This is a genomic window from Thiomicrorhabdus sp. 6S3-12, assembly GCF_017571475.1.
Taxonomy (GTDB): domain Bacteria; phylum Pseudomonadota; class Gammaproteobacteria; order Thiomicrospirales; family Thiomicrospiraceae; genus Thiomicrorhabdus.
The window spans coordinates 203,252-225,541 of the sequence record NZ_JAGETW010000005.1 but is presented as its reverse complement, the minus strand read 5'-3'; the positions used below and the strand labels follow the sequence as shown (position 1 = coordinate 225,541).

24 protein-coding genes are annotated in these 22,290 nt (G+C 47.6%); 10 read left to right on the top strand and 14 right to left on the bottom strand.

Going from position 1 to position 22,290, the window contains the following annotated elements:
* The 3 genes from J3999_RS07870 to J3999_RS07860 form a co-directional block, all read right to left on the bottom strand.
* The coding region (locus tag J3999_RS07870) for a retention module-containing protein (protein ID WP_208127356.1) at positions 1-1,313 on the bottom strand (1,313 nt) is incomplete at its 3' end.
* A 538-nt stretch (positions 1,314-1,851) separates the two neighbouring features.
* Positions 1,852-2,196 carry a DUF4156 domain-containing protein gene (locus tag J3999_RS07865; protein ID WP_208127355.1) on the bottom strand — a complete coding sequence of 115 codons (345 nt, stop codon included), beginning with the start codon at positions 2,194-2,196 and terminating at the stop codon, positions 1,852-1,854.
* Positions 2,197-2,337: 141 nt separating this feature from the next.
* Positions 2,338-3,231: a hypothetical protein gene (locus J3999_RS07860; RefSeq protein WP_208127354.1), complete on the bottom strand. Its 894-nt coding sequence runs from the start codon at positions 3,229-3,231 to the stop codon at positions 2,338-2,340.
* Between the two features lie 299 nt (positions 3,232-3,530).
* On the opposite strand from J3999_RS07860, the gene J3999_RS07855 reads away from it, so the two are divergent.
* The gene (locus tag J3999_RS07855; protein ID WP_208127353.1) at positions 3,531-3,908 is read left to right on the top strand and encodes a SirB2 family protein; all 378 of its coding nucleotides are present in this window, start codon (positions 3,531-3,533) and stop codon (positions 3,906-3,908) included.
* Between the two features lie 16 nt (positions 3,909-3,924).
* On the opposite strand, the gene J3999_RS07850 is transcribed toward J3999_RS07855, so the two are convergent.
* The 6 genes from J3999_RS07850 to J3999_RS07825 all read right to left on the bottom strand — a co-directional run bounded on the left by J3999_RS07850 (position 3,925) and on the right by J3999_RS07825 (position 7,550).
* On the bottom strand, positions 3,925-4,641 hold the full coding sequence (locus tag J3999_RS07850; RefSeq protein ID WP_208127352.1) for a DNA alkylation repair protein: 717 nt from the start codon (positions 4,639-4,641) through the stop codon (positions 3,925-3,927).
* A gap of 84 nt (positions 4,642-4,725) precedes the next feature.
* Entirely contained in the window at positions 4,726-5,202 is a 477-nt protein-coding gene (locus J3999_RS07845; RefSeq protein WP_208127351.1) for a hypothetical protein, read from the bottom strand.
* 174 nt (positions 5,203-5,376) lie between these two features.
* Positions 5,377-6,057 (bottom strand): DUF4386 domain-containing protein, encoded by a 681-nt coding sequence (locus J3999_RS07840; protein ID WP_208127350.1) that lies wholly within the window; start codon positions 6,055-6,057, stop codon positions 5,377-5,379.
* Between the two features lie 127 nt (positions 6,058-6,184).
* On the bottom strand, positions 6,185-6,589 hold the full coding sequence (locus J3999_RS07835; protein ID WP_208127349.1) for a hypothetical protein: 405 nt from the start codon (positions 6,587-6,589) through the stop codon (positions 6,185-6,187).
* Between the two features lie 29 nt (positions 6,590-6,618).
* A complete protein-coding gene (locus J3999_RS07830; protein WP_208127348.1) occupies positions 6,619-7,314 on the bottom strand; it encodes a hypothetical protein in 696 nt (231 codons plus the stop codon).
* 23 nt (positions 7,315-7,337) lie between these two features.
* Positions 7,338-7,550, bottom strand: coding sequence for a hypothetical protein (locus J3999_RS07825; protein ID WP_208127347.1), 213 nt, complete (start codon positions 7,548-7,550; stop codon positions 7,338-7,340).
* A 157-nt stretch (positions 7,551-7,707) separates the two neighbouring features.
* On the opposite strand from J3999_RS07825, the gene J3999_RS07820 reads away from it, so the two are divergent.
* Both J3999_RS07820 and J3999_RS07815 read left to right on the top strand, forming a co-directional pair.
* Positions 7,708-8,328, top strand: coding sequence for an FKBP-type peptidyl-prolyl cis-trans isomerase (locus J3999_RS07820; protein ID WP_208127346.1), 621 nt, complete (start codon positions 7,708-7,710; stop codon positions 8,326-8,328).
* A gap of 137 nt (positions 8,329-8,465) precedes the next feature.
* Positions 8,466-9,071, top strand: coding sequence for a flavin reductase family protein (locus tag J3999_RS07815; protein ID WP_208127345.1), 606 nt, complete (start codon positions 8,466-8,468; stop codon positions 9,069-9,071).
* Positions 9,072-9,124: 53 nt separating this feature from the next.
* Here the strand turns inward: J3999_RS07815 and J3999_RS07810 are convergent, their stop codons facing one another.
* The 4 genes from J3999_RS07810 to J3999_RS07795 form a co-directional block, all read right to left on the bottom strand.
* Entirely contained in the window at positions 9,125-9,568 is a 444-nt protein-coding gene (locus J3999_RS07810) for a YaiI/YqxD family protein (protein ID WP_208127344.1), read from the bottom strand.
* Positions 9,565-10,731, bottom strand: coding sequence for a PQQ-dependent sugar dehydrogenase (locus J3999_RS07805; protein ID WP_243755380.1), 1,167 nt, complete (start codon positions 10,729-10,731; stop codon positions 9,565-9,567). Before J3999_RS07805 ends, J3999_RS07810 begins: the two co-directional genes overlap by 4 nt.
* 179 nt (positions 10,732-10,910) lie before the next feature.
* Complete coding sequence (gene hxpB / locus J3999_RS07800) at positions 10,911-11,564, bottom strand: hexitol phosphatase HxpB (RefSeq protein ID WP_208127343.1); 654 nt, start codon at positions 11,562-11,564, stop codon at positions 10,911-10,913.
* 5 nt (positions 11,565-11,569) lie between these two features.
* Positions 11,570-12,256 carry a dUTP diphosphatase gene (locus J3999_RS07795; protein WP_208127342.1) on the bottom strand — a complete coding sequence of 229 codons (687 nt, stop codon included), beginning with the start codon at positions 12,254-12,256 and terminating at the stop codon, positions 11,570-11,572.
* A 181-nt stretch (positions 12,257-12,437) separates the two neighbouring features.
* On the opposite strand from J3999_RS07795, the gene J3999_RS07790 reads away from it, so the two are divergent.
* From J3999_RS07790 to J3999_RS07770, 5 genes are all read left to right on the top strand, one after another.
* A complete protein-coding gene (locus J3999_RS07790) occupies positions 12,438-14,036 on the top strand; it encodes a Na/Pi symporter (RefSeq protein WP_208127341.1) in 1,599 nt (532 codons plus the stop codon).
* 389 nt (positions 14,037-14,425) lie between these two features.
* Positions 14,426-14,863: a host attachment protein gene (locus J3999_RS07785; RefSeq protein WP_208127340.1), complete on the top strand. Its 438-nt coding sequence runs from the start codon at positions 14,426-14,428 to the stop codon at positions 14,861-14,863.
* A gap of 310 nt (positions 14,864-15,173) precedes the next feature.
* Positions 15,174-15,914, top strand: coding sequence for a DUF4395 domain-containing protein (locus J3999_RS11900; RefSeq protein ID WP_371811871.1), 741 nt, complete (start codon positions 15,174-15,176; stop codon positions 15,912-15,914).
* Between the two features lie 54 nt (positions 15,915-15,968).
* Positions 15,969-16,598 (top strand): LysE family translocator, encoded by a 630-nt coding sequence (locus tag J3999_RS07775; protein ID WP_208127339.1) that lies wholly within the window; start codon positions 15,969-15,971, stop codon positions 16,596-16,598.
* Positions 16,599-16,733: 135 nt separating this feature from the next.
* Positions 16,734-18,011, top strand: coding sequence for an O-acetylhomoserine aminocarboxypropyltransferase/cysteine synthase family protein (locus tag J3999_RS07770; protein WP_208127338.1), 1,278 nt, complete (start codon positions 16,734-16,736; stop codon positions 18,009-18,011).
* Between the two features lie 94 nt (positions 18,012-18,105).
* Here the strand turns inward: J3999_RS07770 and J3999_RS07765 are convergent, their stop codons facing one another.
* Positions 18,106-18,690, bottom strand: a complete 585-nt coding sequence (locus tag J3999_RS07765) for a hypothetical protein (RefSeq protein ID WP_208127337.1) — start codon at positions 18,688-18,690, stop codon at positions 18,106-18,108.
* Between the two features lie 525 nt (positions 18,691-19,215).
* Between J3999_RS07765 and J3999_RS07760 the strand changes: the two genes are divergently transcribed.
* Positions 19,216-20,535: a patatin-like phospholipase family protein gene (locus J3999_RS07760; protein WP_208127336.1), complete on the top strand. Its 1,320-nt coding sequence runs from the start codon at positions 19,216-19,218 to the stop codon at positions 20,533-20,535.
* Between the two features lie 326 nt (positions 20,536-20,861).
* On the top strand, positions 20,862-22,286 hold the full coding sequence (locus J3999_RS07755; RefSeq protein ID WP_208127335.1) for a DEAD/DEAH box helicase: 1,425 nt from the start codon (positions 20,862-20,864) through the stop codon (positions 22,284-22,286).
* The last annotated feature ends 4 nt before the right edge of the window (positions 22,287-22,290 follow it).

The window sequence follows — 22,290 nt, the reverse complement described above, 5'->3', positions numbered from 1 at the left end:
CTGTCAACAACTTCGGTCAATGTCTGATCACCGGTCAACAGCTCTTGAACATCTGTAGTCAAAGCGTTCAGACCGTCGTCAAGGTTTTCGGTATCAGTACCAATCAGCTGATCAACAAGGTCAGTAGCTCCGTCAACTACCTGGTCTACTGAACCAGCAGTCCCTGCTTCAGGCTCTCCACCCAGTAGGCTGTCAACCACTTCGGTCAATGTCTGATCGCCGGTCAACAGTTCTTGAACATCGGTAGTCACTGAATTTAAACCATCATCCAAAGATCCCGTGTCCGTACCAAGTAATCCGTCCACCTGATCGGTGATAAGATCGACAATCTGATCAACGGTACCAGCCGTTCCTTCTTCAGGCTCCCCGCCCAATAGGGTTTCTAGGAGACCACCTACGTTGTCCAGAACGTTTCCAGCCGTATCGGTTACATCGGTCAATAGTTCATTCAGGTTTTCCAGAAGACCATCAACACTTCCAACAACCTGGTCGATAATTCCGGAAGCATCATCGATAAGATCACTAACCGTTTCAATTACCTGATCAACGATGTTCTCAATTCCATCGACCAGGTCATTAACGATTTCAGTTACCACATCGACCAGATCCTGAACCAACTCAACAACAATATCAATCAAGTCTTCAAGCAGATCGATACCATTATCGATCAGGTCTTCAATCTGACCGATCAGGTCATCAAGCAGATCAAGCACATCGTCGATCACGCTGTCGACAATATTAATCAAATCGTCAATTAGATCCTTAATAATGTCTTCCAGACCGGTATCATCACCGTCTTGACCTGGAAGATTGACAATCGAATCCAGAATTCCACCAACCTGGTCTGTCAAACCGCCGATCAACTGAGTGATTGGTGCAGTGCTTAGAGTGTTGGTTGCAGAGGTATCAAATGCGGTATCAACTTGTCCTTCAAGTCCAAGACGGTCAATAACCACTGCCGCCTGAAGAGAACTCTCATCATCACCGGCAGCCGTTGCTTCGACTTCAATCGGTCCGTTGCTTTCGAAGATCGCCTGACGCAAAGCTTCGATGCTTGTAACAGTTTCGGCTTGCAAAGGACTGTCAGCTGTAGAGATCAGCTCGTCCGACAGATTAAGACTGCTTGCACGGCCTAAAGACAAGGTCTCACCATTTGCAAGCTCAAGAGAGACACTTCCTATAGGACCAGTCAGAAGCAATTCGCCTTGAAACACCTGATCACCTTCACCAAGAATTCTCTCTTCACCGGTAAGAGGATTTTTTACTTTAACTTCACCAATAACTGAGCGGATAGTACCGATTACCTGTGCCATTTTGACTGCCTCCAAGCTGAGTAAATTTGTTTTACGGAGCCTATATTAAAAATTTTCTTTACCCCACATAATTGCCCGCACGGCCCAGTAACTTTTTCTTACTCTGTATAGTTTCGTTACTGTAAATATTGCTTAACAAATTAAAGTACCCAGCTATAAGTAGTTATATATACATATATATATACTTAAAGTATTTTAAACGGTTTTTCCAAGTCAGTTTTTTTTACCAGTTAAATTTTAAAAAAAGTAAAAAAAATTTATTTTTTTTAAAAATTACAGTGAATTTCTTTTACAAAGCCAGGAAATACCGCTAATCGGTTCCACTTTTTGAGAAAAAATCCGTCAGGCTATGCGTCCGAGCTACAGTCGGCGTTTTAGAAAGGAGATTTTGAGTGCATCCGTTTCAGCACGGTACTTGCAAAGAAATATCTGAGTCTGAGTATTCTGTCCGAGTATGGAGTCGGCGTAAAACCCAAGTGATGAGGTATTGAGATGTATGCCTGCTGGACAAGCAGGCGCTATTGGAAATGTATTTGTATTATTTACACAGATAAATATCAAAACGCATATGACCGTCTTCAGGCGGTTGTACTGCAACGATACGGTTGCCGCCCATTCTGACAGCCTCATTTTTCGCCAGCGCAACCGAATTTTCGGTTACGGCTTCGGAACTGCGCTCGATAAATCCGACATTAGACAAGACAGATGTATTGACCGCGCCGATTTTCTGGCAGGAAATGATTTCCTGAACCGTAACCAGCTCAATCTGTTCGGCACCCTGTATCGGCTTTATCCAGCTACAGCCACTGGCGGCAAGGGACAGAAAAACCGCCACAAGAAAAGGTTTTGTAAATTGCCACCGTCCTCCGATAACGCTTTTCATTCGGGTATCCTCCTTTGCACCACACCTTAAATAATCGTTCATCTAGTGAACCGTCAATCACCATACAATAAACGGCAACGAGACACAAAACCCCATTACATGGCCAACCGCGCAGTTGTTTACAGAGGTCAATGCAAGCGTTTATTTATATTTAATCAGATCCACTTTCTGCTGCTTTTTAACATTTTTATCAATGACCCATTTAGAGTACAGCGCCAAAGAGAAGATAATCAGCGCAACACCAATAATCAAGTAAAGCGCATTGAGCAACTGTGAGGTGTCATTCAACGCGATCTTGAACACAACCATCAAGGCCTCTATCGACAGGGCGATAATGATTGCCGTCATGAATTTGCTCAGCAGCTTAGCATCGTCCTGTTTGTCCGCATAGGCTTTAAAAAAGACTTCCCTCTCCATCAGCGTCTTCGCCAAATCAAATATCGCCAACCCCATGGTTAAAGCGATAATCGGTTTAAATACCGCTTCAAGGGTGTAATCAGTGGGATCGAGCAATTGCTTTATATAATCGAAAAACGCATAACCGATCGACATCAGCGAGAAGAACATTAAAGAGGCTCCTACCAGGAAATAGAACGCCAGGGTCACACGGTTAAATACCTCATGGCGCTCGAGCAGCCCGAACCGTGTCAGCAACGTCAAGAGATTGAAATCGAGAAAGACATAGTGTCCCTCGATCTTGAACATTAAAGTGATGCAGGATTCGCTGGTAGCCGAACTGATGTATGGATCGCTGATCGAAATATCCGCCCCCATGGGATGAACTCTATCGACAAGATAGCGGCGATCGCGGCCATTTGCCGAAGTAATCTCTTTGCGTCGGGTCAGGTTCGGCGTGATCTGAATGAAATCCTCATCGGTAACATAGATCAACTCAAGACTGGGAAGAATGTTGTAGAGACTTTTCAGGCCCGGAAGGTCGGATTTAAAATGATCCGCGTTGTGATTGATGGTTTCAATCAGAAACTTTTCGATCTGCTCCTTATGCATATCGTAAATATGAATCGCCTCTTGCATTGTCGCCCCCTCTTATCATTTAAAGCGCACTATTTTATAAGCCATTATAAGCAATAGTAAATCCATATCGATTTTGCTCTTAATTAGCAATTACTTATAAAAATCGCTAAAAAACTGGACGCGTTTAGAGCCTATTTTGGGGATTTTTTCGCACAAGTCGGAACCTGGAACGCACTAAAACCATGCGTAGCGTCTTAATGGAAGAGGCGGAGGCTATGAGAAGAAGCACGAAAAATTCAAAAAACGCTAAAATAAAGCCCTGAAAAACGAATCATAGCAAACAGCAGGAGTCTCCGTTTATGGCATTAGCCCTACTCATCCACCAGATCAGCGTATTTTTGAGCATTATCGGTTTTTTTGCCCGAGGATTGGGACACATCTTCGAAATGTCCTGGATTAACGGTAAAGCCGCTAAAGTTTTACCACACATTATCGATACGGCACTTTTAATCAGTGCTCTGACCTTATTAGCTTTAGGTCCATGGGGGCTGTCTGAGCACTGGATTCAGATTAAAATCGCGGGCTTGGTACTTTATATTTTGTTGGGCCTGATGGCTTTCCGCTTTGCCAAAACCCGTTTGCAAAAAGCCCTCTACTGGATGCTTGCGCTGGCCGTTATTTTCTATCTGGTCGCAGTCTCAAAAACCCACTCGGTGTTACCGTTCATGTCGATGTAGGCGCTATGACTGTACTTCAATTGCCGATTTTTCCCTTTAGATACGCCTGACGAGTTTCTTCGGGAAATTTCTCTATTGCATAACGCAACATGGTTCGCGGCATTTTCCGATAATGCCGCGCCAGAAATGCCTGTTCGACGGCAAGATTCTGTTTACCGATTTCTCTAAGCATCCAGCCAACCGCTTTATGGATAAGATCATGCGAGTCATCCAGTAATCGTTCGGATAAAGACAAAGCCTCTTCAAACTCGCCCTGCCTGATAAAGTATAAACAGGCAACAATGGCGATACGCCTGTCCCACAAGGATTCCGACTGCGCCAACCGATAAAGAACATCGACAGCGTTTTTCCTCTGGTACAGATAAGCACCGACAATCTGCGGAGCAGACGAATCGACCAGATCCCAGTTATTGATACTGGACCTATGGCTTAGATAAATCCGGTAAATCTGTTCCTGTATGCTCTCGTCACCACGTTGAAAGCGGTCAACTAACAGCAGCAGAGCGAACAGCCGAACTTCATGCCAGTGAGAAGACAAGAGTTGTTCCACCTCCTGCAGTGCAAGCGTGCGGTAATCCGGCAGGAATTTTCTCAGAACCGGCACGCGGATGCCTAGAAAACGGTCCCCGTAGCCATAGTCGCCACGAGCGGTTTTAAAAAAACTCTGGGTTCTAGAGGCGGTATCAGAGTCGCCTAAAGCCTCAAGTGTTTCGATAATCCGCCGATGCTTCATCTGTCACTCAACTTGATATCCATAAAAATCGTTATCGTATTGCAATAGCAATCGGATTGAAACGCAAACCGGAAATAATCCTATTCAGTCTGACAGAATATCTTCAAGTTCCAGGTCACTGCGGTCTTTGGCAAAATTAAAATCCCAATCCCGGCGCGCGGCATTCATGATGACACTGATCACAAAGCGAATCACAATATATTCCGCTGCTTCCGGCAAATAAACGAGGTTGATTTCCTTGTTGGCCAGTTTCGATATCCGCGTAATCAGATGTTTCGCTTCACTGTCGGAAATACCATGATCGATCGAACGCACCAGATCGTAAATTTCATTCGGCAAATAGTTGTACAGAAAATGATCAATTTTCAACACCATCTTAATCAGAACCTTACGTTCGCCCATCTCTTTCAATAAAGGAACGTCAATTCGCTGATTCAGCCGGTCGGCCAGGTCTTTTACCTCCTGATCCGTCATCTGGCGTCTTTGTTCTGTTGGTGCAAAATAATCGTCCAATACTGAACGGAATTCCTCTTTCGTCATCTCTTGAATAATTTCGGACATCGCTTCCCCTCCTCGCCAAATAGATGGCTGACTGCTTACCAAATGAAAACATTAATGCACTGTTTGCAAAGCATTTTAAACAGTACCCTTAACAGGCTAGCAGACCTTTACAGGTAAGAAAAGTATTCAGATCAATTAGAAAAACGCAGAGGTGCCAATAAGATTCAACTGCCACTAGCGTGTTCTGACGCTTGCTCCTTTAACAAGCAACCAGAATGCGAAAGTCAATTCAGCAATCAACGGTATCAGGTACAGCGGCAGAAGCACAGCGTGTAACTCAGGTAACAGGAAACGACTGAAACTGCCGAATAAATACACCGCAGCGGCGGCCATAAGACCGTATCCCAGCAGAGACGGAAAATAGTCGGATTTGATCAGCAGATAGCCCAGAAGGAAATTACTACATGCGAAAAAAAGCAGGCCCAGATCGTAACCGTAGCCATGCAGTTCACTGAAAAACAACGCCATCCCCTGAACTTCGGAGCTGTCAAAAGCATTCAAGGCGGGAGTCTGCAGAACCATCAGGACCGCAAAATAAAAGAGTAGATTCAATCCCAAAATCGATGCCTGCATCAGCCTGAAAACCATCGCCATCAGGGAAAGCAGAGCGTTAATTGGTTTAAGAATGATATAAAGCAGCACCGCAAGTGCAACATCGGAAAACAGCATCAATGCATCGGCAAAAAAACCGTAACGGAACAGGTTTTGCTGCTCAAGGATATTTTCAGCCGTCAGCACCGCATCGCCATTAACAATCAGACTCGAACGAACCAAAATTTCACTGGAAATACCGAAAAAGATAATCAGCAGATACAAAAAACCAGCCAGTCTGGCGTGAAATGCATGCGGTTCCATCAGTCTCACCCTCCACAACAACAATCAGAAATCTAACTTAACATCAATGACTTAGATTGATAGCTTTCCTGACCTATAAGCTTATACCCTATCCAGAAACAACCGACAACACCGAATGGAAGCAGAATCACGTCGGCGCACGCGGTACGCGTCGTGCAACGACCAGAATAAAGAATAAAACAATGGCATCCGCCACAAGATGCGGTCCGATATTCATATACCAATGCCCAACCTCAAGCCGCTGAAGGGTTGCATAAAAAACCGCATCCGTGAGTCCCGCTGGAACCTGATATGCCTGATCCCGCATGGCCGTCAGAATCAGAGACAGACTTGAAACCGTTTTATAAAGTCCGACCAGATTAAAAACGTTAAATATCATGACGCCGGCTGCAACGCCGAGACATTTCTGCAAACTCCAGGGACGGCTTCTGGAAAAAACCCAACCGATCACTCCGGCCGACCAGGCGACATAGAATTGCCAGAACGTCAAAATCTGATCGTTTAACCGAAAAGCGATTTCCAAATCACTCATTGACCATAACCTCATCAAACTCGATAAATTCAGCCCCGGTTACTTCCGGAAACAGTTTTCGCAAACTTTTTAAGCCTTTTTGCCCGATCCTGGTTGGCATCCTTAATCCCCTTGATTAGCAGCAATACCCCGGGAATCTGAATAAGATGGTAAATACCGTTATGATCGAAACGCCACAGGAAGTTAAACGACAGAAAATCCAGTGTCTGCACAGCCGCCGCCAGTAACGACAGAATAATGCCAGCCGTCATAAAGGAGGCTCCCGCTCGACCTTTCCAGCTGAGCCAGAGATAGACGCTCAAGGCAAACAGCATTCCGACTACTTCAAAAGCGATGAAAAAACGGAAATTATCTTTGAAAACCGTTGCCGCAAAGGCCAACAAAGCAATAATCAAAATCGCCGGCATCAGTTTGCGTGCGACCCGATACCCCCAAAGATCAAATGCGGCAGCAAGAAAAACCAGAGCGACCAAAAGATCCAGACATAAATACAACGGATGCCAGATCAGCTTTAATATCGCCGGATCGAATACCAGACCGTGAACGAGCGTTCCGAGCGCAGCCGCTGCGGCAAGAAGAAAGAAAACACCACGCCAGACCAGAAGTTTCCACGGGTGCAGATACCGCAAACGGCTCATAAAGAAACCAGACAGCAGCGCAACGAGCGCGAGAAGCGCATTCGTCGCCGCCGTGGTCTGTTCGGTCGGGATGGCAATTAACTCCATCGTCAAATCTACTCAAATACCACTCAGTGGAGATTTAATCCGAGCGCTCCGACCACGCCACCGAAAACGGCACCGATTAAGGCAAAAACCAACCAGACAATCATCACAGCGGGAATCGCTGCAAAACTCAGTTTCACCAGAAACCACACCATTGACCAGAATGGCATTTTGATATCCGTAATGACGACTTGTGACTCAAGCGTTGTTCCGGACTGTTCTGTATTCGTATTCTGCATTTAACATCCTCTCGAAAAGCTATTGCTGACGGCATTATTAAAATACATATCAGCATTAAACCACTGAAAAAATACTTCGAAAAGTCATAATAATCGGTCATGCGCGATTATGTGCTATGATTTGCAGCTTTATTGAGATCAAATAAGGATGACGTAAATGTCTGAAAAATACACGACTTCACCGGATATTGTCAGCTATGGTCTTGGACGTCAAATGGGCGACCAACTGGCCGGCGATCCTTTTGACGGCATGAACCCTCAAGCTGTCGCGGAAGGCCTTTTGGATGCACTGCTGCGTAAACCAAGTCCGATCGACAACGACGGTTTCGCCAAAGCATTTCAGGAAATCAACGAAATGATGCAGGCCAAGCAGGAAAGTATGGCCAAACAAGCTATGGCAGCGGGCGAAGCGTTCCTTGAAGAAAATGCCCAGAAAGACGGCATTATCGTGACCGAGTCCGGTCTACAGTATGAAATTCTGATTGAAGGGAACGGCGAAAAGCCGTCGGCAGAATCGGTTGTTTCCACCCACTACCACGGTACGCTAATCGACGGTACGGTTTTTGACAGTTCAGTGGAACGCGGTCAACCGGCACAATTCCCGGTCAATCGTGTCATCGCAGGTTGGACTGAAGCGCTGCAGAAAATGCCGACAGGTTCCAAATGGCGTCTTTATATCCCACACGATCTGGCCTACGGACCACAAGGTTCCGGCGGTAAAATCCCACCTTATTCGGCATTGATTTTTGATGTGGAATTGTTGGAAATCGTCTCCTAAGGCACCTTATCCAAACATTCGATCAAAGCGGGAAACTTCTCCCGCTTTTTTGTTTTTAGATACGAGTACTTCACGTCTAAATTCATAACAGAACGTTACTAAAACACTATAAAGCACAATAAACACGGAGGTTAAAAATGGATTTGGACTTTTCACAGCTCACGCCTACAGAACGTTATCATGCGATGACTCAGGCGATTATTCCCCGTCCGATTGCCTGGGTGCTTAGCCAAAACGGCGATCGTGAGAGCTATAATCTCGCCCCCTATTCTTTCTTTACCGCAATCTGCAGCAATCCGCCGCTGGTGCTTTTCTCGGCCGGCAAAAAAACCGACGATGCGGAAAAAGGTCAGCCGAAAGACACTGCCCGCAATATTCTCGAAAATAACGAATTTGTTATTCACATCCCGACCAGTCAACAGGCCGACGCGGTGCATCAATCCGCGGCCATCACTCGTCACGGCGAATCGGAAGTAGAAACCTTGGGACTGGCAACCATACCGTTTACCGGTTCACAACTGCCACGGCTTGCCGAGTGCCCCGTTGCACTGTACTGCAAACTCCACCGGGTCGATGAAATTGGCAAGGCGCCGCAGGCGGTCATATACGGTGAAGTCATCGCGATGCATATTGACGACAAGATACTGGATGCACAACAGCGTATTGATCCGTTGGCGTTGGATCCTCTGTCTCGCTTGGGCGGAGACTATGCCGGGCTGGGCAACCTAATAAAAGCGGGTTAAGAATGCAAAGCGGCTAAGGCTAACTTGCCGAACCGCATTCGCCGACACAATGCCTACTTGACCAGCCAGCGATCCAACTGATTGGCAAAGGCTTGGCGGTCCTGCTGGTTCAAAGCAGCCGGGCCGCCGGTCTGAATACCGCTGGAACGCAACGATTCCATAAAGTCACGCATATTGAGACGTGCGCGGATATTGCTTTCGGTATAAAGTTCCCCGCGCGGATTCAGCGCCAATGCACCTTTGGCAATCACTTCCGATGCGAGCGGAATATCCGCGGTCACTACAAGATCCTGAGCAGCACAGTGCTGCACTATCCAGTTATCGGCGACATCAAATCCACTGGGAACCTGACGCAGATGAATGTATTTCGAACTGGGAATACGCATAAAGTGGTTAGCCACAAGCGTCACCGAAGTGTGCGTTCTTTGCGCCGCCTTGAAAAGAATCTCTTTAATCACCACCGGACACGCGTCGGCATCCACCCAAATCTGCTTCATTTATTCTCTCTTTTATTATTTGTTAAGCGATAAATCGTCCCTAAATCGGTACTGATAAAAATCCGCCCATCATGATCCAGCGCCAGGCTGCGAATACGCTGATTGAGCCCTTGCAGATAGCGATTCTCGCTCAACGGATTGCCGTCGCTGTCGAGTACGACATGATTAAGATGCCTTAATTTTAACGCTCCGGTCAACAGATCGCCGTTCCATTGCGGAAATTCACGTCCCGAATACACAAGCAGATCGCTCGGCGCAATCGACGGAATATACACTTTCCGAGGTTCCTGCATACCGGCTTGGTACTTGACGCCGACATCAATATCCGCAAAGTACTCTTTCCCCCGCGAAACCTCCGGCCAGCCATAGTTTTGACCCTTTTCGATCAGATTGATTTCATCTCCGCCACGAGGCCCGTGTTCAATTTCCCAAAGCCTGTCGCTAGCGGGGTCGTAATACAGCCCCTGCGGATTACGATGGCCGTAACTCCAGATTTCATTCATTGCGTTCCGACGGCTTACAAACGGGTTATCTTTCGGAACCGAACCATCCATTTTAAGACGCAGAATCGATCCCATATGATTGCTCAGATCCTGAGCCGGTGAACGCATACCGCGGTCGCCGATCGAAAAGAACAGATGCCCTTTCCCATCAAAAGCAATACGACTACCGAAATGGATATTTCGCAAGCTGGCCGAGTCGCTGACCAGTAGATCCTGCCAAGTCGTTAGCGAATGATTTTTGAGCTTGGCTCTGGCCAGAGTCGTTTTAGCCTGTAACAGCCCCGGCTTGCTGTAGGTAAAGTAGATCCAGCCGCCTGATACATAGTCAGGAGGCACCGCAACATCCAGCAATCCCCCCTGGCTCTGCGCATGTACCTCAGGCAAACCTGACAACCAGATTACCTTACCCGTATTAAGCTCAAGCAAGCCCGCTTTCCCGGAACGCACGGTAAAAATAAAGGTCTCTTTATCGAGGGCGTCCATCGCCCAGACAACCCCGAGATTTTCGGCCATTGTTTCAATTGCAAAAGGGTTTTCCTCTGACAGATCCCTTGGCCGATCCCCAGCCTGTACTGCAAAAGTAAACATCAGCCCGCATAAGATTAGAGAACGCATAATGAACATAAAAACACCTGTCTGCGATAGAAAGCGTCTTTTCATTCTACGCCGAAAGGCCGAACAAACAAAAAGACCCAGTCTGTAGAGACTCATGTGCAAGCGATGACAGGTTATGCAAGAAAATCACCGACACACTCAAACCGAAGACGCTACAGCAAAAGCGCAAACAAAGAAAACATCTCTCTAGCCCCCACCATCAAAGGTTGGCCAAACGCTTTTCCTTAGCGCAAATGTTCCAGACTGAATTGGTCCAGCGAGTGCAGCACCTTATCGGCCAATCCCTGCATAGGACGACGATATCGAGGTTCGGACGGCACCCCGATTACTCTCATACCGGCCGTCCTGGCAGCCATAGCGCCGGTTGGCGAGTCTTCCAGAGCCAGAGCATGAGAACCTGTAACCTGTAAAGTTTCGAGCGCCCGATGATAAATATGCGGTTGCGGCTTGCCGGCCGAAACCATTTCCGCTGACAAAACGCACTCAAAAACGTCCTGACAGGACAATGATGAAACAACCGTGTGACAAAGTCGCAACGGAGCATTCGACGCCAGTCCGACTTTAGCATCGGCACTGCGACAAACCTCTAAAGCATCGAAAAAGCCCGGTTTGGCCTGGCACTGCTTACGCAAAAGTTCGTTCACTTCCTCAACGACAGCGTTTTCCGCTTGCTGCTTGGTTAAAATCGACCACGGTGATTTCTCATACCAGTAGTCGGTTACAGCGCGCGTTGTCAGGCACGCAGTATGCAGCTGATCTTCAACCGTCACCTCGCACCCCAAAGAAGTAAAAACCTGTTTTTCCGCCTGTTTCCAATAAGGCTCCGAATCGACAATCAGACCGTCCATATCGAAAATGACCGCTTTGATAGTATGCATAAACCTTAATCCAGTCTGCTATAGGCGATCTTGAGAGACTGGTACAACGTTTCGCCGGAGAAGCTGGACATTTCTTCGATGATTTCGAACATCACCACATTGTCTTCCCTGCCGTCCCAGTGTTTACGATAGGTCCCCTCTTTATAACCGTGATCCTGCCGGAACTGGTTAAGGACATTCTTGGCCATATAGATCTGATATAACCGGGCAAAGTCCAAACCGGCTGTCCGACAAGAGCGTAAAAAACAGGCTGAAAGCTTTTCAAGATAAGCTTCGGATAGCGTCGTGGATTCAAGCGCTACAGCCATCATCTGTTCATGTACGCGAACCTGTTCAATCACATCTTCGGACAGATCCATCGGCTGATCGTTTTGCATAGCCTGTAAAATGCATGCCTGCGCCTGATCCAATTCAAAGTTTTCCAGCGCCAGACTCAACAGAAAATGCCAGATATCGACCAACTCGATCCGGACGTTTTCGATATCGGTCTCGGCATCGACACTCTTCCAGTGCTTCCATGGATAACTGTCGATCAACTCGGCGGTTTCCATCACGATGCAGCGACGCCAATCAATCGTTTTACCCAGTTGAGTCTTACCGGAACGCCACTGATCTCCGTTGGTGGCATTATTCAGTTCATTTTGCATCTGCAGCATTTCGCGCAAAGCGACACTGAAATCGTCTCTTTTCATAGTTATTCAATCCATTAAATAGCAATGGCCAGACTTTAGCAGATCGCACGAATAATTAACAGACGAACCCTTACCAGTAGCGACAACTCGGAGGCAAACAGGCGAGCAGTCTTAAGGTTTGCCGGGCTTGTTCAGGCGGGCTTATAATGGCCTGTACGATTCAAACAAGGGATACCGAGCCGTGATACAGGAAGTTCACAACCTATTGCTTGCCGGAGGCGGTCTTGGAATATTCCTTCTGGGGATGGTCATTATGACCGACAGCCTGAAGAAACTGGCCGGCGATAAAATCCGTTCCGCCCTGTTGCGCTTTACCCGAACCCCGACAACCGGCGCCGTGACCGGTGCGATCAGTACCGCCATTGTTCAATCCTCAAGCGCCACGACTCTGGCGGCCATTGGCTTTGTCGGAGCCGGATTGATGAGTTTCAGCAACTCTCTGGGAATTATTTTCGGCGCCAATATCGGCACGACCATTACCGGCTGGATGGTCGCGCTGCTCGGCTTCAAGTTTTCCATAGCGTCTATTGCTTCACTGATCCTTCTTGGCGGAACCTTACTGTATCTGTTCGGTTCGCAAAAACTGAAACATGGCGGCATGGCAATCGCTGGCTTCGGCCTGCTTTTTATCGGCATAGATACCATGCAGCATGCGATGGCCGGGCTGGTGGAATTTGTCGACTTCAGCAATTTGCCGGCAAACAATCTGAGCGGCATTCTGCAACTGTTGTTGATCGGTTTGCTCTTTACCGCCATCACGCAATCCTCCAGTGCCGGTGTGGCTTTAACTCTGACGGCCCTTTTCAGCGGACTGCTTACTTTCGAACAGGCAATCGCTCTGGTTATCGGGATGGATATCGGCACCACTGTCAAATCTCTGGTAGCGGTTATCGGCGGCACAACCGGAGCCAAACGAACCGGCCTGTCGCATGTTGTTTACAATCTTTTAACCGCCGTACTCGCGCTCTTTTTAATCATCCCCTATGTCTCACTATGGGAATGGTTTTCGCCTGACGCGTTATACGAAAATGCGGAAATCGCCGTCGTCGGCTTTCATACCCTGTTCAATCTGCTCGGCGTCATACTGATCCTGCCTTCCACCAAACAATTTGCACGTCTGATTATTCGCATGTTTCCGCAAGAAAATCTCTATATGGACGCCTTGGATCCACAACTGCTTAACACTCCGGATCTGGCGCTGAACGCAGTGCAACAGAGTTTGCTGACCTTAAGCGAAGAACTGATCGGCGAACTTAAGCTGATTGTCAGCCCCCCTGCAACGCAGCACGCTGCGTCCAAACTACAGCAACTTCAGCAGAATCTGGATCAGACACAATACTACCTGGATGAAATTCACCTCAGCCACAGCGATCACCTCCAGTGGCAACGTCTGGTTGAGATGATTCATATTCTTGACCACCTGCAACGTCTGCACGAACGCTGCGAGGAAGAATCCGACCGCGCCGAAGCAAGCAAACAATTTCCAACCCTGCATCAATCCTCTCAACGCATGGCCGAAGATATCGAACGCTTCCGGAACGCGCTTGCACGCAAAGAATGGCAACAGAACGTCGTATTAACGGAGGAATTAAGCCGCTTCATCAATCAGGATGCGGAAACCTACCGCCACGAAATGGTCGAACGTATGGGACAGGGCGAAATTAATGCCGATCAGTGCTGGGATTCACTGGAAGCGATTCGCTGGATGCAAAGAGTCAGTCACCATCTTGCCCGCCTAAGCCTGCACCTGCAGCAGATGATTTTGCAATCCGGGAAATGACCTTCGCCCCCTTTTTGGGGGCCGAATTCCCACCATTCCCCCGCCCCTAAAAACTCATTAAATACACTAAATAAAGCATTTTAATTCACACTCAATGCAAATCATTCAATAAGTTATTCGAAAAAAAGAAAACGTGAAATATTTGATTTTTATATGATTTTTTTTGAATTCGGCATGGCTTACGCGATAGACTGAAAAATCAGCTGCGCTAAAAAACGTATTTGTAAAACCCATAATCTATAGCAGGCGCAACTGATCCTGAAACTCGGATTTACCGGAGCCGTGGTTGTAACGCCAGTAAATCCGGCTGTTGTTTATAAAGTTAACGTCTCATTCAAGTTTGTCGATTACGCAAACAGACGCGTTAGTTATTATCGAGGTGGATATCTATGAGCACAATTGGTTATGCAATATTGGTTGATTTAGGGAACATGAAAGTTTTTTCAATCAATAAAAGTACGCAAAGCAGCATTTCTCTGCAGACATACCAACTAGAAGAAAACTTTGAGAGCCTAGCCAAAATCTCCCAAATCTATACAGATAAAGCCGGAGACTTTTCCAACTCCGTAAGCGATGTTGGGAGTTCCTACGAAAACAAAAGCGATATTGAAATAAAAAACCGCTCGATCGACCATCTCGGCGAGTTTATCAACGAATTTGCCAATAACCACAAAGGTAAACTCTACCTTGCCGCATCCGCACCGATTCATACAAAAGTGGCGGGCAAATTAAGCAGTCAAACCAAAGAAAAAATCTGCAAATTTCTATCCAAAGATTTGACGAAACAAAACACAGATAAAGTCATCGGAGCCTTCGGCCTAGCCTAAATCTCCATCGTCACGATACCGGCAGACGTGCTTTTACCGACGTCTGCCGACATACTGCAACAACAGTCAATCCTTGGTAACCGAATTAACGCCTGTCACGCACTGCGTTCCCATCCTCTTAAGACAATCATTTATTTCTATAACCCCTGAAAATTTTTTAGTTTCAGCGCTCTTGACGCTTGGTAATTTTCACTTATCCTAACTAACAGTAGTTAGCATTACATTTTTGAACATTTTTACATATAAGCAAATGCTTATAAATATAAAGCAATAACAATACAAAGAACATCAGTCAACGGAGTTTCGCATCGTGAGATACCATTTCAAAAACCTTTGGTTCAGAGATAAATCTGAAGAGATACTTTTCATCAATAAATACGCCGTTCAACTCAGAGCCGGGCTGTTACTGCTATTGCCAATCTATATGGTCATCGTTCTGTTTACCACAGTTCTGGCGCCAACCTGGACGGTTGTACCGAATACGTTTGTTGAAGAAACCTTTGAAATGACTCAAGATTGGCGTGTTATCTTCAATGTTCAAGCCTTTAAAACCGTATTCGATTATACGATTCCCAGTCTGGTGTTACTCTATGGACTGTTTGAAATGATCAGCGGAATGTTTGTCAAAACCGCTTATCTGTCGCCGACAATTCATCTCGCCACCTTCCTGACACGCAATGTCCGTCCGAAATGGGAACCACTCAAGCCTAAGCGCTTTGCCTGGGTCATCGGTACGACCTTGATTATTTCTTGTCTGGTATTCTTTAATCCGGATACTCTGGCGCGAATGGTTAATGCCCTCTTCTCAGAGACGATTTTACCGACCGATAGCAACTATATGCCGGACTTTATCCCTCTACTGGTCGGATTGTGTTTCATCTTGATGTGGCTAGAGGCTGTATTCGGCTTCTGTCTGGGCTGCAAAGTTCACTGGCTGCTGGCCAAAATCGGAATTTTCAAAGAACATTGCTACGACTGCATGAACGTCGATTTCGACCAGAAATCCTGGATCGAAGAGCGCAAGCGTATTGAAGAGTCCCTTAAAAAATAGTGTGCGATCGACACCGCCGCCGATCAATTGAACCTTTGGAGCCCTCTCTTTGCAATGAACATTGAACTCTACTCGATCTTTTTGGTTACTACCCTCCTGCTGATTATGGTTCCGGGGCCGTCGGCCATGGTTGCCTCGGCGCAAGGGGCATCGTTACAGTCCAAAAAAGCGTTTATCGGCGTTCTTGGTATTGCCTCGGCGGACGTTATTTTTTTTGCACTGTCTGCAACAGGGATTGCTACGCTGATTATTGCCTCCAGCACGCTGTTTGCAATTATTAAATGGCTCGGCGTGCTGTTCCTGCTCTACTTGGGGCTCAGTGTTTTTTTCAGTAAAGGATCGGCAATCCGCTTCGAGGGCGGAAAAACCGATGCACGCCCGACGAAGCTATACAGCCACGGTCTGATCGTTCAGTTGGCCAACCCAAAAGCACTGATGTATTTTTCAGCACTCTTGCCACAGTTTATTGATCCGACGGAGCCGCTTTTAACACAAATTCTGATTATGGGACTCACCTGCTTTTTGGCCGACGTCCTGGTATATAGCCTATACGCCTATCTGGGAGCACATCTTGCCCGCCAGCAACTTAAGGCCTGGGCCATCAATCTGGTGAATAAAACCGCCGGTAGCGCTTTAATCTATACCGGAATCAAAATGGCTTTTCTCGAAAACCGCCAACCCTGAAGATCGGCCTGCCGCCTGATTCAGAATTCTTCATTCTGAGATGAATTTTTTTTATCTTCATCGGGTTTCAGATTGTTAAGATGAATTTCTTTAATCGAAACCCGACCGTTTTACTACTCGCACTAAGGACTTTGCATGAAACTTGACTCGATTGCTCTCCACGCCGGTTATACATCGGAGCCGACAACCCGATCCGCTGCGGTTCCAATCTACCAGACGACATCCTATACCTTTGACAATACCCAGTATGGCGCGGATCTGTTCGATCTGAAGATCCCCGGGAATATCTATTCACGGATCATGAACCCGACCAATGCCGTTTTGGAAGAACGCGTTGCCGCAATGGAAGGCGGTATTGCAGCGTTGGCAGTCGCTTCCGGCATGACGGCAATAACCTACGCGATTCAAGCCATCGCCCAGGCCGGCGACAACATCGTCAGTACCAGCCAGCTCTACGGCGGAACCTATAATCTGTTTGCCCATACCTTTCCCCGTCAGGGAATCGAAGTGCGCATGGTAAAAGCCGACGACTTTGCCGCATTCGAAGCGGCAATCGACAGAGACACCAAGGCGATCTTCTGCGAATCCATCGGAAACCCGGCCGGAAATATCGTTAACATCGCAAAGCTTGCCGAAATCGCCCATAAACACGGTATTCCACTAATGGTCGATAATACCGTTGCCACTCCTTATCTCTGTCGTCCTTTCGAGCTTGGCGCGGATATTGTCATCCACTCGCTGACCAAGTATATCGGCGGTCACGGAACGACTCTGGGGGGCGCGATTATCGATTCTGGAAACTTTGACTGGGCGGCACATGCCGAACGCTTCCCGATGTTAAACGAGCCGGATCCTTCTTACCACGGGGTCAGCTACACCAAAGATATCGGTCAGGCCGCCTTTATCGCGCGTTGCCGAGTGATTCCTTTGCGCAATACCGGAGGCGCCCTGGCTGCGCACAGCGCCTTCCTGATTATGCAAGGCCTGGAAACCTTAGGCCTGCGTATGGACAGACATTGTGAAAACACCTTGCAGGTAGCCCGCTATCTGAAGAATCACCCGAAAGTTTCCTGGGTAAACTACGCTGCGCTGGAAGACGATAAATATCATGCCCTATGCCAGGAAATCACCGGCGGACGTTCGTCCGGCATTCTTAGTTTCGGTGTCAAAGGCGGACGCGACGCCGGCGGACAATTCATCGACGCACTGCAGATGATTCTACGTCTTGTGAATATCGGCGATGCGAAATCGCTTGCCTGCCACCCGGCAACGACAACCCACCGTCAACTGAATGCCGAAGAACTGGCCAAAGCCGGTGTCTCCGAAGATCTGATCCGACTTTCGATCGGGATCGAACACATCGACGACATTATTGCCGATATTGAACAGGCGCTTGAACAGGTCTCAGCGTAACCGTTAAACCTTCACAGTTTTACAACGGCCAATAAAAAACCCGCGCCATGCAAAGCGCGGGTTTTCTTTTTAGAGACAGTAGATAACAATCTATTTATTTAGCCATTGCCGCCTGGAACTGCTGCTGCAATTGTCTAACCTGGTCAGTCTGCTGCTGAATCGTCTTGATTAAATCAGCGCTGTCGGGATTTTTCTTTTCAACGGCCTGCATAACAGAGTCTTCGAACTTCTGAGCCATGGACTGAACTTCTTTATCCTGCAGAACCTGCATCTGCTTCTGCTGAAAAACTCTCTGACGCTTCTGGAAATCCATAATCACTTCCTGACTCGGCTTTTCGCCGCTGGCCTGATACTTCTGGATAATATCGCCCAAAGCTTTCATTTCGGCATCGGAATCATAGCCGTCGACATTCATTTTCTCAGTCACTTTGGCTCGAAGGGAATCGCGCTGCTTCTGCAATTCAGCGGAATTATCGATCACGTCTGACTGCATAACCTGCAACTTCTGTTGGTTCTGCTGCAAAGCCATTTGCGCCTGTCGCATCTGCACCATCAGATTTTTCTGCTCTTCAGAAATTTGCATCTGACCTTGCTGTGCCATCGGCGGTTGAGCTTGTGAAGTCAATGACGCGCTCGCTAAAAACAGTGCGAAAAGCAATTTGCCGGAAAATAACCGCATACGAAAAATCCTTTAGTTGCGAAACCTTAAAATCAACCGCGCCCTCAAGCAGGATAAATTCACAGATTTCTATAGTCGAAACAGGCATTACCGCCTGGCAATAAATTTAAAGCCACCACGCTACCATACCGCAGACCATGACGCAAACGCGACAGTAGCGCGTTTCATATAATCTTAATGGTTGCTACATCAAAATACTCTATAACGCTGACATCGGCGGCTTATCAACGCTTATCTGCTCTTTATTTATTCTTTGTCAGAAACATAATAATGGCAATCATCGCCACAAAGACAAAAACCAAAACGAGTGAAAAATCGAATCCCATCTTTAACCCCCCATACCGCTGTCTATCTATATTGACATAATGCACGCCTTTATGCACTTATCGATTCTTTTCAGGGGAAACCTTTTGACCAATGATTCATACGGACGCGAAATGCTTATGGCAGCGAGTACGCAAATCCGGATAACTCTTCTATAATCAGAGCCTGCAAACGCTGTTATATAAGGACAGGTAAAGTATTATGAAACCGTATCTACTGGCAACAGGCATTATCTGTATGCTGCTCTTAAGCGGGTGCACCACTCACAGTGTCATCAGCAACAAGAAAATCACACCGTCCTCTACAAATGACAGTTACGGTATTGCCTCGCAGATTCATCGCAGACCTCCCGGTAAAATCACTTTGGTACTGAGCTTTTCCGGAGGCGGGTCGCGCGCTGCCGCCTTATCCTACGGCGTTCTTAAAGCATTACGTCAAACACCATCAAGTCCGTCAGGCAATGACAGCCTGCTTTCGGAAGTGGATGTCATCAGCGCGGTCTCCGGCGGCAGTTTTACCGCGGCCTATTATGTCTTGCACGGCGAGCGGACTTTCGCACATTTCGAAAACGATTTTCTCAACCAGAACATTCAGGAAAATCTGATTACCGAACTGCTGTACCCGTCGCAATGGTTTTCCAATCTCGGACGCACCGATATCGCCGCCGACCTGTATGAGCAATCCGTCTTTAAGGGAGCGACTTTCGCCGACCTGGGAAAACGAAAAAATGCTCCGCTGTTAATGATCAATGCATCCGATTTGAGCAATGGCGTGCGCTTCAGTTTCATTCAGGAATATTTCGACTTACTCTGTTCCGATCTGTCACGCTACCCGATTTCGCGCGCCGTCACCGCCTCTTCTTCGGTACCGGTTCTATTCAACCCGGTTGTCGTGGAGAATTTCAGCGGCTGCTCGCCGAACAACCTTTTGATCAAGGATTCGCCGCTTAACAGTCTGCAGCTTGAAGAAACGCGACAAGGATTACTCACCTATCTGCATGAAAAGGAAAAACATCGTTATCTGCATCTGGTAGACGGCGGGATTACCGATAACCTGGGACTTCGTGCCATTTACGACTTTATGGAACTTTCCGGCGGACCGCAGGCCATGAATAAACGCCTGAAGCGGACACCATCGGACAAGCTGGTTGTCATTGTCGTCAACGCGTCAACCCAATCGTCGCTCGACTTGGCCAAAACCCGAGCCACGCCGTCAATTGAAACCAGCCTGAATGCCATGACCGATATTCAGATTCACCGCTACAATGCAACCACTCTGGAACTCTTCGAACGTGCAATGGCCTCATGGAGTACCAGTCTGTCGACGCCGCAAAAACAGGTTACGCCGTACTTTATCGAACTAAACTTCAAACAGCTGGCAGATGAAAAAGAGCGCCAATTTTTTAACGCCATTCCAACCGGGTTTAACCTGAGCGAAGAACAAAAACAGCAGTTGATTGAAGCCGGCGGAAAACTACTGCAACAGCACCCCAAATTTCAGCAGTTATTGAATGCGCTATAGAGCAGTGGTTATTTCAACATTCAGAAAGCGTCCACAGACGCATTCAGGCGCAAACTTACCGCTCTTCCCGACGCAAAGCAGGCATCGAAAACCCGTGCACATTCAAAGCATTATCGGCCGAGGTATTGCGCGTAAACACACGATTGTTATCGCTATTAACCGGCATTTAAGGTATGCTTGCCGTCCTTTATTCTAGGCGCTGCCAATGCCGCGTTTAGTTTGGCGCTTGTTTTCTCTTATTTCTCTTTCTTTGTAGATCGAAACCTTGAAATCACGGGCGCACCCATCTTCGAGTCCGCTCGTAAACAGTCAGAGAAAAATGATCTATGCAATTTAGCCAACTAAACCTTAACGACAAAATCCTCAAAGCGGTCGAAGCCGCAGGATACACAACCCCGACCCCTATTCAGGCACAAGCTATTCCGGCCATTATCGAAGGCCACGATGTTATGGCGGCAGCACAAACCGGAACCGGTAAAACCGCCGGCTTTACCCTGCCGCTTTTGGAAAAACTGTCACAGGGACGGATCGCCAAATCCAATCAGGCTCGTGCCCTGGTCCTGACTCCTACCCGGGAACTGGCACTTCAGGTCAGTGAAAGCGTTGAAACCTACGGCAAGGAACTGCCTTTGCGCTCAACGGTTGTGTACGGCGGTGTCAAAATCAACCCGCAGATGCAGCGACTGCGTAAAGGCGTCGATATTCTGGTCGCGACACCGGGGCGCCTGCTTGACCTTTATCAGCAAAACGCCATCCGTTTCGACGACCTTGAAGTCCTGGTTCTGGACGAGGCCGATCGCATGCTGGATATGGGCTTTATTCGCGACATTAAAAAAATTCTGACCTTACTGCCGGCTAAACGACAGAATCTGCTGTTCTCCGCCACCTTCTCCAACGAGATCCGCGCGCTTGCCAAAGGTCTGGTACACAATCCGGTCGAAATTTCCGTTACCCCGGAAAACTCGACTGCGGAAACCGTAGTGCAATCAATCTACCCTGTCGATAAAGCGGATAAAACCCGCCTGCTGATTCACCTTATCAAGGAACATGCCTGGTATCAGCTTCTGGTCTTTACCCGTACCAAACACGGCGCCAATCGACTGGCGACCCAGCTCGACAAACACGGTATCAAAGCCGCCGCGATCCACGGCAATAAAAGTCAGAATGCTCGTATCCGCGCCTTAAACGAGTTTAAAGAAAACAAACTACAGGTTCTGGTCGCAACCGATATCGCCGCCCGCGGGATCGATATCGATCAGCTGCCGCATGTGGTCAATTTCGACCTGCCGCATGTTTCCGAAGATTATGTTCACCGTATAGGACGAACCGGTCGCGCCGGATGCGATGGGGAAGCGATCTCGTTGGTTTGCGCCGAAGAGTATAAGGAGCTGGTCGGCATTGAAAACCTGATCAACCAGATATTGCCGCGTAAAATCATGTCTGGATTCGAACCGCAAAAAGCCCTGCCTGAATCCAAACTGGGCATCAAAAAGAAAAAGCCTAAAAAACCGAAGAAAAATAAAACATTGCAGGCCATTCAAGAGCCTGGAACCCCTTCTAAGGCCAAGCCGGGAAACCGTAACGACGGCAGCCAAAAAGATGACACTAAACCACGTCGTCCAAGACGCAGACCGCAACGTAACAGCACAGGCGCTAAAGCGGCTGATAATCGTTCTAACAATCCGTCCGGTCAGCAGAGAGCACGGCGTCACCCGAAAGCCGACAATTCGAACAAACCCGCTTCCGTATAAAGGT